Source organism: Arthrobacter sp. MYb227 (assembly GCF_002975435.1).
GTDB lineage: Bacteria > Actinomycetota > Actinomycetes > Actinomycetales > Micrococcaceae > Paeniglutamicibacter.
On record NZ_PCPT01000011.1, the window covers coordinates 39653 to 52835 of the forward strand.

The following is a 13183-nucleotide window of genomic DNA, read 5'->3' on the forward strand; positions in this document are numbered from 1 at the left end:
CGTCGTTAGTCTTCAATCTTCACTTGATCAACTTCACTCCCCCATAGGTTCACTGGTAATCCGTTGACGATTCCAAAGTTCAGTTCACGGATACTTAGCGGCTTGGGGTTTCCGGCGTTCCATTCCCATTCATCTTTACCGTGTGCAGCTAACAAGGCTTTGCGTTGTTGGCTTACGGTGTGGTGTTTAGTTGGGGTGAGTGCTTGCAAGTGGCTTGGGCGTACGCAACAAGGGTTTGAGCAGATGTGATCTATTTCTGTTCCGTTGTTCAATGGCTGTTCTCCCAGGTTTACCCATGCCCAGCGGTGCCCTCGTTGCTTTTTGCCGCTGTCATGGAACCATGCGTAGCCGTCTTTGTCTTGGTGGCCTTGCCATTCCCAGCACTGTTCATTGACTCCACCGGGTGCAAGGCGGCTAGCGAACCGTTGGATTGCTGGCAGGTGTGCGATTGCTCGTTGTGGGTTGGGGTGCAGTGAGGTGATGTGTCCGTGTCGTCGTGTCTGGGTGTCGTGTAGTCCGCATAGTTCGTTGGCATGGCTTTTACGGGTGCAGTTCTGGTTTTTGAAAGTGGCTTTGCAAGGTTTCTTCATGATGTTTCCTAGGTTTGTGGGTGGTAGGTGGAAGGCCATGCAACCGAACGGTGATTGCATGGCCTTCTGTTTGTTGCTCTTTCCCTAGTGGGCTAGGGCATTCTTTAGCGGGCACCCATCGGGAAGCTTGCTGACGGGGCTTTGCGCTCCTTGTATTCGGGGTACACATTGGATGCTTCAATGCGCGCCAGTTCGTCGGCCATGCGTTTGCGTTCTGCGTTTGCTGCTGCTTCGCGGGCTTCAATTTCTGGTGCGCGGTAACGATCCCCAGACTTCTTTACTGCATCATCCGAGTCTTGGCTTGGGTATGTGGGCTTGATTAGTTCCCCGTCGATGAGGACTGAGGTAACGCGGGCAGATGCGTATGCAGATTCACGGCAGGTTTCAAATCCTGAGTTTGTACCTAGCACCTTGTTTGATTCAGTAACGAGTGATCCAAGGATCTGAATGGCTTCCTCGTGTGCTTTGAGCTTGTCGAGCACCGGGAAGTGTAGAGCGTCTACCTGTTCGGCAAGTCCTGCCCATAGCGCCGTGATCTGCTCGGGCGATAGCAAGCCTTCTACGTCGCGGTGTACTGCGCGGTTACGCTGATCAACGGCAAACGCATGCTCGTGCACATGCTGGGCACCGGCAAGACCACGCTTCAGGGTGGCTAGGAACGGGATAAGCCCGTCTGCTTGTGCTTGTGCATCGACGATGAGGCTCATGGCTTGACGGTCACCGGTGGCGATGAGAGCGGTCAACCGGGTTACTTCACCGTTGGCCTTCTGCTGGTCAGCTTCGACTGTTGCAATCTTGTCTTGAAGTTCGGTCAGAGTGTTGGTTGCTGCCTGAAGTCGGGAGTTGGATTCTTCTAGTGAGAGAACGGTCATTGTGTTTTCCTTTTTGTTGGATGGTTAGTTGTTGATGCTTGCGGACTTGTGAGAGGGCTAGCTCTATGTGTCTTCGGCGGCTAGCCATGCCCATGTGTTCCGATTGATGATCTGGGAAATGGTTTCAAGGCTCACGCTGTATTCATTGGCCAAGGTCTGCATGGTGACTTTGCCCGGTTCGTATTTCTTTCGGATTGAAAGCACCTGATGTTCTTTTAGTTTGGATAGGTGGTGTAGTTCGCCAAGCGCTCGGGGCATTGATGATGCTCCATTTCATATGGATTCATATTGAATGATTGGTTAAATAAAAAACGCCATACGCACACCGGTAAGGGTGTATGTATGGCGTTGACATGGCTCTAGTTCGATGACTAGCTATTCTTGCCCGTGGTGTCCGCGTGCCAGGTATGAAGTTTGTTGGTAATTCTTTGATCGTTTCCGACCTACAAATAAGTATATGGGGATTTGACGCGAAACCGGGGCAGAAGTTTTACAGAAGCCTAGACCTAGTAAAAGAATCTGTTTCATGTTCGGCGAGCGCAAGGATTCCTAGACCAAAAAAACCGAGACTCCCCTAAGGCATAAACGCTGTAACAGCTTTGACTAGAACCCGTTAGGGTTCCCTTTTACATCGTCAACACGTTAACGGCTTCAGGGGGTAGGAGCTTCTAAGTGAACCCTAACGGGTTCTGCTTGGGTCGTAAGGAACGTTTGAGTCTTAAGAGCTTCAACCCCCTTACCCCCTTCGACTCTTATATTGTGTCGCTACTCAGTAAATACATGTCGCCATGTCCGAACGTCAGTGTTTGACGTATCAGATGATGGGTGCCGGCCATGTGTCGAGCGTGGATTGCATGCAGCTGCCACCTGACAGATATCCTCGTAACAGTCTTCAGGGCAATGCTGAGCGCGCTGATAGGCGTTAGTGGCACAAGTGGGCGCTAGTGGTAAGTCAGGCTCTTAGAATGCGTTCTACGGCTTCTAGATTTGTGTGTCGATGATCCACGATTCTTGTCTTGGAATGCAGGGGGTCTTTGTACGTTGGGCACAACAAATTGGCTCGAAATATTTTCGCCAGCCAGCAGCGGTAGTGTGCAAAGTTTGTTTATCGCATCGTGGGCGGAGTTCGCGTGTAGCGTGCAGAGACCGGGAAGTCCTGAATTGAGCGCCAAAAGCATATCCAGAGATTCGGCTTGGCGTACCTCTCCGACAAGAATCCGATCTGGTCGCATTCTCAATGCTTCCTTGACCAGTTGACGCATGTCGATCTCGCCATGACCTTCAAGGTTTCGTTGCCGGGTTTGCAGACCCACCACATCACGCAGATTGATCTTCAGTTCGAAGATTTCTTCAATGGTGATAACGCGTTCTCGGCTACCAATTGAGGATGCCAAACAATTGAGCATCGTAGTTTTGCCTGCCTGGGTGCCGCCGGAGACAAGAACATTGAGCCCCGCTCCTACCGCGATGTCGAGATAGTGTGCGCATTGCGGGGTAATGGAACCCAACTCAACTAGGTGTTCGAGTTTGCTGGCTCGGGCAATAAATTTTCGAATATTAATCGCCCAGTGTTTCTGCGTGATATCGGGGATGACCACGTGCAGGCGCGATCCGTCATTGAGCTGGCAATCAACAAAGGGTTGGGAAAGGTCAAGCCTGCGCCCCGAGGACTTAAGCATTCGTTCGACGAGCGCATGGATTTCGGGTTCCGGGATACGTAGATTTGTAAGTTCCGAGGTGCCGCCGCGTGCCACAAATATTTGGTTGGGCCCGTTGATCCAGATCTCTTCGATTTCCGGATCGTCAAGGAGCGGCTGTAATGTGCCTAAGCCGATGACGGCATCCAAGATACGACGGCGCGCAGCGTTTACCTCGCCCAAGGCGGGAAGCACCCCGAGTAAGGAGCGTTCGTCGTAATCACGAATCAGATCATCAGCGAGTCGACGAATTTCACCTAGTTGGGTTGCTGGGTCAAGTCCATGGCGGCGAATAAGCTCGCGCAATTCATCGATAACTATCTCAATTGCTTCCATGTCTTCGCCCCGCTTCACACACGTCACGTTCTAATTCCGCGATGAGCGGTATCCGGCGTAGGTAACTCGATGTTGCTAGATTTCCCGCTTCGGCTGGGTCTGGCAGAGGACGTCGGTGCCGCGCAATTACGGCCGAGACTACCCGTGGCTGGTGGGCCGAACAAGACTTATTTGAAACTGTTGATAACTCGTCGTTATTGGGTTGAGGTTTATCCACAGCTGCGCCTAGGTGCGGTCGGAAGCAATCCGGCGCTCTTATGGTGGAGGCAGGCCAATGGTTGCCAGCAGGATAGTCAGCTTCTGGAGGTGTATGCGGATGGCACGAAAAGTTCTCATCAGATTGGTTTCCGATGATCAGCGCCGCTGTTTACTGATTGAGGTCCAAGGTACCGGGGAATGTACCGGGGCAGCATTTTGCGCGGTATTGGCACAATTTATGCCTGGAGTTGATTGGTTTTTTGAAGGTAATCCGCTTTCAGAGGCCGGTGAACTCATCGGATTGGCTAACCGGGCATCAGTGAGGGAGCTAATTTTCAGCGATGTTCGTATTCCCGCTCCACGGCAACTCTTAGATCCCTTAGGCGAAAGGTTACCCGAGCGGCTGTACACCCCCGAACCTGCACTTAGTGGGCTAGTGGTGGTTGACGGGCCGGATCCGGGCGGGGTGCTAGAGCTACGGCGAGGTGTTTATTCTTTGGGCCGCGGAGAGGCAGATCTTCGCATCGGAGATGCGAAACTATCGCGAAGACATGCACTGATTAGCGTCCTTCCAACATCGATCCTGCTCAATGATGAGGGATCGGCAAATGGGGTGTGGTTTGCCACGCGCAAGGTGGAGTCATGCAGGCTCATGATCGGGGATCGTTTCAGGGCAGGAAACTCAGCTTTTGAGGTAGTAGAGCTGCACCGAGATCACGGAGCCGCGCAGGATCATGCTGGCGTTGAAGGTGGGTTTGGTAGCTGGCCCTTAGAACCGGTACAAGTCCCCGGTTCACCGCCCACGACACGATTGGCTATGCTGCTGACCGGAGCTTTGACCCCACTGGTCATGGGCTTGGGACTGTTTTTGGTGACTCACAGCGTATTTTTTCTTGCCTTTTCGGCCGTCTCAATACTTACCGGTGGGCTACCGGCACTCTTTATAGTGCGTGGCAAACGCAAATTTGCTCGAGCGCAGCAATTAGCCACGGCCCAAGACGCGGATCGACGTGCCGACCTTGCACCGCTGCTTGGACGTGTTGCCGCTGGCCTTGCACACTCCAGCGTTGTTGCCAAAGATGGATTTCCCCCATTGGCACTGGGTATAGCTCCCCTCAGACCGTGGCTCGCCCATGTCTCGGGGAATACTACAGGCGATTTTCTAGGCAAAGAAAGTTCTTTCAAGGCTCGAGCGGTGCAGGAGGCGAAAACGTTAAAGGGTGCGTGGAAATCTGGGGTTTCTTCTAGGCCCTCGCATACTACGAGTTTTCCTGCTGTGCCCGGCATTCACACTCCGGTGCTCTTGCGCCTAACCAACGCACAGTCGTTGGTTCTAGAAGGTGAAGCCGACGCTTGGGCGCCGTTGTGCCGTGCCTTGGTAGTTCGTTGGCTACCCATGTTGCGGATCGGATCTTTGCGGTTGGTAATTATTGATTATGCCGACTTTCTCCCGTCAAATCTCTTGTTGATGGACGGAGTCGAAGTACTAGAAGATTCGGTCGGGCTAAGCGCTGAAAGCCACATTTCAACAATCGTGATTGTGGGGCCCGCAGCTCGGATCAACATGCAGGATCAGGTTCAGGGCCCAAGTTCTTTAGACTCGATGCAACCGAACCACGTCGCCGCGGCCGATCCTGCTATGGCACCACGGATCTGGATTTTTTGCGGAAGCGCACCCACATGGTTGCGCGCGCAGGCACGCATCAATGCTAGGGGTGCCTTGGTGCTAAGTCATGAAGCTCACCAAATGAATCCGTGGTTTGCCCCTGCCGAACAAACAGTCATTTTGCAGCGGGGTATGTCTACCGTAGGGCGTGGTGTAGCTATGAAACCGGCAAAACTCAGCATGGAAGTACTCGAATCTGCTGTGGCAAAATACTCCGTCGATGCCGCGATGAAGAATGAAGTCGAACCTGCCATGAGCCCAGTCCTGTTCGAAGGCACACCGGATACGGCCGAGGTCAACGAAAAATCCGGCATTCGAACGGTGATTGGGGATGACGCGCATGGACCGGTAAAACTTGATTTCGCGGCGCACGGACCACATTTTCTAATAGCGGGCACCACTGGAAGTGGGAAGTCAGAACTCTTACGCTCTATGATCCTCGGGCTTGCTCTTGAGTATGGGCCGGCCGAGTTGGCCTTTATGCTTGTAGATTTCAAGGGCGGTGCGACATTGGCCCCGCTAGCAGAATTGCCGCAGGTACAAAGCTTCGTCTCTGATCTGGATGCGCCGGCCGCTCGGCGTGTGCTTGAACAATTGGCTTGCGAGTTGCGGCGTCGTGAAACCATATTCGCCGAGTATGGAGCAAGCGACCATTCGAACTACCTCAAAATTGGTGCAGAGGACCGCCCGTATTTGCCAATACTCGTGGTGGTGATCGATGAGTTTAGGGTGTTTGCTGCCGAGTTGCCAGGAGCCTTAGAAAATATCGTGCAACTTGCCACAGTTGGTCGATCTTTGGGGATTCATCTGGTGTTGAGCACGCAGCGGCCCGCGGGCATCCTCAACGCACAATTACGGGCAAACATTTCAACTGTGATTGCTTTACGGACCATTGGTGAATTTGAGTCGAATGATTTGATAGGTTCAAGTGCTGCAGCACATTTGGACCCGGGTGAACCAGGTCTCGCCTTGATGCGTTGCGGCGGAGAAACACCGCGGAAGTTTAGAGCACGGCTCAACGCGCGGGCAGCTGATTCACTGCATCTGCGTGCCTGGGGAAGAAATCTTGGGGCTCCCTTGTGGAGCCAGCGGCTAGCCACCGACGCATTCGGGCAAAAGCTTGCCGTTGATCAGGTACCACAAACCGGGCAAGAAGCCGCCAGTGAGATGGTCAAGCTAGGTTCTGCTGCCGAACTAGAAGTCAGAGTTTCCCGTATTCTTCTGCGCTGGGCCCATTTCGAGAGCGCAGCAAACCCGTTCTCTGCGCAACTGCCTAAAACCTTACGTGCACTTCCACGATCCCTTTTGCGTGGGCTGAGCCCTGGAGCCATTGTTTTGGGAATGGTCGACAGAGTCGATGCGCCGCGTCCCGATCCCTTGCTCTTTGAGCCTGCTACATGTTGTAGATTGGCCGTTTGTGGGTTGCCCGGTTCGGGAGTTGAATCGGTTCCCGAAGTATTAGTCAGGTCAATGAACCGAGACTCATGGCAGCTGGCCGGCCTGGTGCTTGATGGTGATGGTAATCAAGAGCATCTTGCCGATGTTCCGGGGGTACGTGGGTATTTTGGTCCCCGGGATACCTGGCGCATCGATGAGCTTCTGCGGCAGCTCGAAGATTCGAGCGGCACCGGGCCCATGCTCTTGATTGTCAGTGGTCTTGCCGGATGGGCACAGGCGATGGGACCACATGCTTTCCAACAATTTGATACGGCGCTCGGTTCCTACGCCCGAAGCGCAGCACATAATGGTCGTTCATTGGTGCTCTGCGGGGATAAGGATTTAGCTGGCGTTCGGGCCTTGGCGCTGTGCGAAACGCGCTGGTATTTCCCCTGTGGTGCCGGACCAGAGGTACTTATGGGATGGCCAAAACTCAAACCCATCACACCTACACCCGGACGAGGGCTCATAATAAATTCGCAAGGTCCGCAATCAGGTTCCGAATTCCAACTCTTAGACCCGTGCGCATTGGACAATGCCGAACTATTGAGCGAACCCGTACCCGAGCACTGGATAAAAAATATCAAACTCCCCGAGGTGCTCTCCGGCTCCCTGCTGCGTGAGCAATGGAATAGCAGAAAAGAGCCGCACACACCGGACTCGGCCGGGTCTTTGGAGCCAGCCGTCTTGGGCCTACCCGTGGGTGTCAGCGCACCCGATCATCGACTCTTCTATTGGAACCCGGGAAGTATTGGAATCGTGGTTGGCAGGCGAGGTGCCGGTAAACATATGCTGCTTCGATACCTCGCGACAAGTGTTCCAACCCAGGGTTGCCAGATAAAGATCTACGGAATCGAGGACAGTCTTCCGCGCACCCTTGAGGAGCTTGGCTCAACGAGCGTGGGATTGGTGCTGATTGAACGGGTGGATACCCGGGTCTCTGAAACGCTCAATATTTTGGGGCCGATCACTGCCGCAAACATTCCGTTGATCATCAGCACCGAACCCTCGGCAAGACTACTTTTTGATCTTGGACTCAGTTCAATGGTGCGTGACCCAGGCAGTTTTCTGGTGCTAGATCCACGTTCCACACTTGATGCCGAGCCTGCCGATTTCAGATTCGCCGCCCAGGCCCGCAGTGTTCGGGGCCGCGGTCTGGTCTTTGACGGTGGGACCCTGCGGCAGATTCAATGCGTCAATGCTGTATAGCTCAACGCGTCCTCGTAGGGGGTTTAGTGTGAACCTCGTCTCAACGTTGTTGCAGCCCTCTACTTGCGGTTTTTTCCGCCGGTCTTTCCGTCGTTGTTATGTTCGTTCGCTCCTTTAGCAGCCGCCGGACGGTCGCCCAGGAAAGCCGTGGTGCGTGGGTCAAAGAGCAGTATGACGATGATTGCTGCGGGAATGAGCCAGATCCAGGCCCACGGGGCGGCTTCGGTCTGCAGGTATGGGATCGCCAGGATGATCTGGAATAACTGCCAGAAGAGTGCTGCGGCTCGGGTCCAGGCCTTGCCACGGAAGAAGAAGTGGGCGACGGTAAGTTGCCAAATTCCGCCGACGAAGATGATCACCAGCATGAAGAGTCGTGCACCAAGGTTTAGCACCCCTGCATCACCCAGATGCATTGCGTAGCTCAGGCCATAGGCCAATACCGCTAGTCCCTCGAGAACCAGCATTGCGCTAATCAACAGCACCGAGAATGGTCGAGGGCGGCGGGCCGGGCTAGCAGGCTGGTGTACTTCTGGTTGGTTCATCACCCCTTAAATCTAGCCCGGTGGGTGTGCAGACGCGAAAGCAGCAAAAACCTAAATATGCGCCAAGCGGCTCCCAAGGTGCCCAATAACACCCTTGTCAGCGGCGCAGAAACCTGTTAGTCGTCACGTGAAATCTGGTCCTTGTGACCAAGCACTCAAGACTGCTGCCGCTTTTGCAACATCGCCCCCTTGTTTACGTGAACGTAACATGAAAACCTTGTTAGGCAGTCGACCGCTAATCCCATTTATTCCGGTCACTGCCGCTGCCCTGGCGTCATTCCCGGGGCACTTCTCCCTCAGACCTACTTTCAAGGAGCATCATCAAGCATGGATTGGCGTAGCCGCGCGGCCTGTCTGGACAAGGACCCGGAGCTGTTTTTCCCGGTAGGAAACACCGGACCGGCTCTGCTCCAGATTGAAGAAGCCAAGAGTGTCTGTCGACGTTGTCCCGTCGTTGACACCTGCCTAGCCTGGGCCATCGAGTCCGGACAAGACGCCGGAGTCTGGGGTGGCATGAGTGAAGACGAGCGTCGTGCGCTCAAGCGTCGGGCAGCACGTGCCCGCCGCGCTTCCTAGTCACGGCAGCTTTACAAATTTTGATCGGGGGATGGTTCCGTACGGAGCCGTCCCCCGATTTTTGTCTTTCGCAATGTGGCCAGCTGCAGTCTTAGCAACATGGCTCTACCCTGTTTCCTTAGAGAAACCTATCGACGAGAGCGCAACAAACCAGCACCCTGACGTGTTGGAACAACCCGATATCCACACCACTAGTTACGATCGATAAGTGACAGAGAACCGAACCGACCCACGCATAGGCACCACGCTCGATGGACGCTATTTCTTAGAAGCGCGTATCGCTGACGGAGGCATGTCTACCGTTTACCGTGCCTCCGATACCCGGTTGCATCGCACGGTGGCGGTTAAGGTGTTGCACGCGCACATGGCTTCCGACCCCGCCGTGTTAGAAAGATTCACTGCAGAAGCAATCATTTCTGCGGGGCTAGATCACGCAAACATCGTCAAGATCCTTGACCACCATGTATCCCCCGATGCCGCCTACTTGGTGATGGAATACGTCCGTGGGCTTAATTTGCGTCAGCTACTTGATGAACGTGGACGTTTCACCCCACGTCAGACCTTGGCCATGCTGCGAGCAATCTGTACAGGTTTGGCCGTTGCCCACCAAGAAGGCATCGTGCACCGGGATATGAAACCGGCAAACGTGCTGATTTCCGACGAGGCAAGTGTCAAGGTCGCCGATTTTGGTTTGGCACGTGCCGCATCGGCGCACACAAATGCAACATCGGTCTTTGGCACTGCAGCATATATTTCTCCCGAGCTTGCCGTCGGGGATCCGGCCGATGAGCGTAGCGATATTTACGCCGTGGGCATCATGGCCTACGAGTTGCTGACCGGTCGCCAACCGTTTAGTTCCGAAAGCGTCTACGGGCTTGCCTTCAAACATATTAATAACCCGGTCCCGGCCCCTTCGGAACTTGTCCCGGGTCTTTCACCGGAACTCGATGAACTCGTTGCCTATTGCACCGACAAAGACCCGGAGAACCGCCCGCAAAACGCCTCGTTCCTGCTTAGCGATATTCAGCAGATGCTCGCGACCTTGGGCAAGGAGCAGCTCGATCTGGGATCCGAAACCTTGGGTATGGTTTCGGACCTGGTCCCCGCGATAACTTCCGCGCATACAACAGTTCACGACAGGTTGGCTCAGGCACAACAAAAACGTGATGCGCTTGCCGAAAGCGCTGCGGATGCCATGACCGAAACCATGGAAGAGCAAGTCCGTACGCTGAACCCAAGTGCCGGAGGCTCAGCACCCGTTGGCACCGCGCCGCAGAAGAACCCTGATGCCACAGAAGTTATTAGCGCATCCGCAGACACGACGATCATTAATTCGCCGTCGGGAAACCCGGATGTGGATCACACCACGGTGCTGCACAAGGGTTCGGACCATACAAGTGTCATGCCTTCGGGGCTGGGAAGCAGAAATTCTGCTTCGAGTCCCTCGACGGGCGAACTTGCTGCTGTTCCGAGTCGACGTCCAATGTCGGCTCGTCGTGCACGCAAGAATGCCAAGGCCACCGAAGTGGCTTGGAGAAAGAACGCACAAATCCCCACCCATCAGCTGGCTCCCAAGATGCCAGCACGCCGAAAATGGCTCATCGGCGTGCTTCTGAGCATGCTTGCAGCACTTCTTGCCGCCGTTGGATTCTATTTTGGGATGGGACCCGGTGCACCATTTACCGTCCCGCAGCTCACCAACGTTGCTAGCGCACAGGCAGTTTCACAGCTGAGGGATGCCGGGGTCGAAGCACGTACCACTGAAGTTTTTGACGAGAAAATCGAGCGCGGCCTCGTGGTTGGAAGTGAACCCGCCGCTGGGGAAACGATCCGCCGATTTCAAGGTCTAGATCTTAACGTTTCTAAGGGACCCGAGCTCTTTGCCGTCCCAAATTTGAACGGCCGCAGTCAGCAGGACGCCGAAAAAGATCTCAAGACAGCCCAGCTCGTTGTGGGGAAGGTGACTCAGAAGTACTCTGAGGAGGTCGCCAAGGACGCTGTCATCAGCCACACTCCGGGCCCCGAAGAGATGGTGCGGCGTGATTCAAAGATCTCCTTGGTGATATCTAAGGGTCCCGCTCCCGTTGACGTTCCAAATATCGTGGGCGAAACCGTTTCCGATGCTAACGCAGCCCTTGAAACCGCCGGGTTGAAGGGCTCCGAAGATTCCAAGGCCTATAGCCGCAGCATCCCGGCCGGCGCCGTGATCTCGCAGAAACCAGCCAAGGGGCAGGCCGAGCGTGGTTCGACGGTCGGTTATGTGGTTTCCCTGGGACCGAAGATGATTGAAGTTCCAAATGTGCAGGGTAAGCAGCTGCGCGAGGCCCGGGCGACCCTCGAGTCCCTGGGTTTCAAGGTCCAGGTCGATGAATTCTTGGGCGGATTCTTTGGAACTGTGCGTTCCCAAACACCTGCCGGTGGAACCGCTGCCGAAGGTTCAACTATCAAGCTCGTGGTTGTCTAAAAATCTATTCCCGCTGACGTGGCAGAGCCTTGGACGGCTACGCAATGCTACTAGCGCTTAACCTCCGGCCTGCCGGAGCTTTGCACACTCCAGTGAACTGTTGAATCACGCTGAGATCAGGAAGCACTATCTAGCGTTGTCTCGTCCCGACGTGCCTGATCGGCTACCCGGGTTGAACGCGCCTCAATAAGTTGCCCAAGCTTCAGCGAACGGATTAGCGGAATTAGGAGTGGTACTAACGCGGCTACCAGCAAGATTCCCGAGAACAAACTCATCATTGCCGTGGTGCTAAATTTTTGGCTGAGCAAGCCAAAAAGTACGTATCCCAACGGCACCGGCAGCAGCTGCCCAAAGGTACTGATCGAAGACAATCTGGACTGTAAGCTTTCGGGAATTTGTTCTTGAAAGAACGCTGACCAGGACACTATGGAAATATCCAGCGCCACCCCGGCTACCACGGTTGCTGCGACTATCACCCAGGTTGGTGCCACACAGGCCAGAGCGATCAAAGGCAACGCTTGAGCTGCGAGACACAGCGACACGGTGATACCAATGCGTTGCGGGCGCACTGCGATGGCGATGACCGAACCCCCAACCATGCCAAAGGCAAAGCCAGCACTGATCATTCCCCAGGCCATGGCACCGCCCAGGGACTCTTGCGAGATCACCGGGCCAAAGAGCTGGAATCCCACGAGCCACATCAACACGGTGATTGCCGATTGGGCCACCATGATCACGAACCAACGCCGCGCTGTAAATTCTTTGAATCCTGCTTTGAACTCGGCGATCGCCGAGGCCTTCGGTTTGAGCGGCTGCGGTGAGTTGATCGCGGCGAGGAAAAACACCGAGATAACAAAGGTTGCCGAGTTGAAGGCCAATGCCCATCCGGATCCCAGTAGTGCCACCAGCAAACCGCCAAGTGCCGGTCCCAACACCTTGGCAACGTTCAGTGGCAACCGCAGTACCGCATTTGCTGCAACGCGCAACGGCGCGGGAACCAACTGAACTATCGACCCCTGCGAAGCAGGTTGAAAGAATGCCGAGGCACAACCGAGCATGAACACCGAGGCGGCAAGCATCCAGAGCTCGGCCACGCCGGTGAGAATGAGTATGGCGATCGATAGCTGGACAACGCCCGAAACGCAATTAGCCGCCATCATGACACGGTCGCGTCGCACCCTATCCCCCAGCACGCCACCGATCAGCAACAGAAGCACCTGTGGGGCCACATTTAACGCAAGGATCAGTCCTAGCCATTGAGCCCCGCCTCCGGCGTCGAGTGCGGCGAAGGCCACGGCAATCGGTGCAATAGCAGAGCCGAGCGACGATACAACGCGACCGATCCAGAAACTACGAAACTGCCGGTGGCGCAAAACTGCTGATGCTTCGTTGATGCTCTTCATGCGTGGGTCAGACTCCCCTGCCTGGTGTCAGTTCTTCCGCTGGTCCTTAGGCAATTTCTTGGTGCCGACCCGGGGGGGGTACCCGACACCACTTCCCGTTCTGGCCGCGTCGTGTTCTGGGTCTGGCAACGTGCTTAAAAAGTTGAGGCCGGTTTTCTTGATCCCCTCACGGGGATGGAGCAAGAAAACCGGC

Annotated in this window: 9 protein-coding genes; 3 read left to right on the top strand and 6 right to left on the bottom strand. The window is 54.9% G+C overall.

Going from position 1 to position 13183, the window contains the following annotated elements:
• Positions 1–5: 5 nt before the first annotated feature.
• From CQ018_RS16520 to CQ018_RS16535, 4 genes are all read right to left on the bottom strand, one after another.
• A complete protein-coding gene (locus CQ018_RS16520) occupies positions 6–590 on the bottom strand; it encodes an HNH endonuclease (protein WP_181149951.1) in 585 nt (194 codons plus the stop codon).
• A gap of 104 nt (positions 591–694) precedes the next feature.
• Complete coding sequence (locus CQ018_RS16525; protein WP_105551120.1) at positions 695–1462, bottom strand: hypothetical protein; 768 nt, start codon at positions 1460–1462, stop codon at positions 695–697.
• A 63-nt stretch (positions 1463–1525) separates the two neighbouring features.
• A complete protein-coding gene (locus CQ018_RS16530; RefSeq protein ID WP_105551121.1) occupies positions 1526–1720 on the bottom strand; it encodes a hypothetical protein in 195 nt (64 codons plus the stop codon).
• 683 nt (positions 1721–2403) lie between these two features.
• Positions 2404–3495 carry a CpaF family protein gene (locus CQ018_RS16535; protein ID WP_105551168.1) on the bottom strand — a complete coding sequence of 364 codons (1092 nt, stop codon included), beginning with the start codon at positions 3493–3495 and terminating at the stop codon, positions 2404–2406.
• 316 nt (positions 3496–3811) lie between these two features.
• Between CQ018_RS16535 and CQ018_RS16540 the strand changes: the two genes are divergently transcribed.
• Entirely contained in the window at positions 3812–8005 is a 4194-nt protein-coding gene (locus CQ018_RS16540) for an FtsK/SpoIIIE domain-containing protein (RefSeq protein ID WP_181149953.1), read from the top strand.
• A 59-nt stretch (positions 8006–8064) separates the two neighbouring features.
• Here the strand turns inward: CQ018_RS16540 and CQ018_RS16545 are convergent, their stop codons facing one another.
• On the bottom strand, positions 8065–8547 hold the full coding sequence (locus tag CQ018_RS16545) for a hypothetical protein (protein WP_105551123.1): 483 nt from the start codon (positions 8545–8547) through the stop codon (positions 8065–8067).
• Between the two features lie 327 nt (positions 8548–8874).
• Between CQ018_RS16545 and CQ018_RS16550 the strand changes: the two genes are divergently transcribed.
• The gene (locus tag CQ018_RS16550) at positions 8875–9123 is read left to right on the top strand and encodes a WhiB family transcriptional regulator (protein WP_007271814.1); all 249 of its coding nucleotides are present in this window, start codon (positions 8875–8877) and stop codon (positions 9121–9123) included.
• Positions 9124–9331: 208 nt separating this feature from the next.
• The gene (locus CQ018_RS16555; protein WP_146111937.1) at positions 9332–11587 is read left to right on the top strand and encodes a Stk1 family PASTA domain-containing Ser/Thr kinase; all 2256 of its coding nucleotides are present in this window, start codon (positions 9332–9334) and stop codon (positions 11585–11587) included.
• 116 nt (positions 11588–11703) lie between these two features.
• On the opposite strand, the gene CQ018_RS16560 is transcribed toward CQ018_RS16555, so the two are convergent.
• Positions 11704–12990, bottom strand: coding sequence for an MFS transporter (locus CQ018_RS16560; RefSeq protein WP_105551125.1), 1287 nt, complete (start codon positions 12988–12990; stop codon positions 11704–11706).
• Between the last annotated feature and the right edge of the window lie 193 nt (positions 12991–13183).

Coding starts and splice junctions, on each gene's coding strand:
- CQ018_RS16520 (WP_181149951.1), bottom strand. CDS start 590: ATGAAGAAACCTTGCAAAGCCACTTTCAAAAACCAGAACTGCACCCGT.
- CQ018_RS16525 (WP_105551120.1), bottom strand. CDS start 1,462: ATGACCGTTCTCTCACTAGAAGAATCCAACTCCCGACTTCAGGCAGCA.
- CQ018_RS16560 (WP_105551125.1), bottom strand. CDS start 12,990: ATGAAGAGCATCAACGAAGCATCAGCAGTTTTGCGCCACCGGCAGTTT.
- CQ018_RS16540 (WP_181149953.1), top strand. CDS start 3,812: ATGGCACGAAAAGTTCTCATCAGATTGGTTTCCGATGATCAGCGCCGC.
- CQ018_RS16550 (WP_007271814.1), top strand. CDS start 8,875: ATGGATTGGCGTAGCCGCGCGGCCTGTCTGGACAAGGACCCGGAGCTG.
- CQ018_RS16545 (WP_105551123.1), bottom strand. CDS start 8,547: ATGAACCAACCAGAAGTACACCAGCCTGCTAGCCCGGCCCGCCGCCCT.
- CQ018_RS16535 (WP_105551168.1), bottom strand. CDS start 3,495: ATGGAAGCAATTGAGATAGTTATCGATGAATTGCGCGAGCTTATTCGC.
- CQ018_RS16530 (WP_105551121.1), bottom strand. CDS start 1,720: ATGCCCCGAGCGCTTGGCGAACTACACCACCTATCCAAACTAAAAGAA.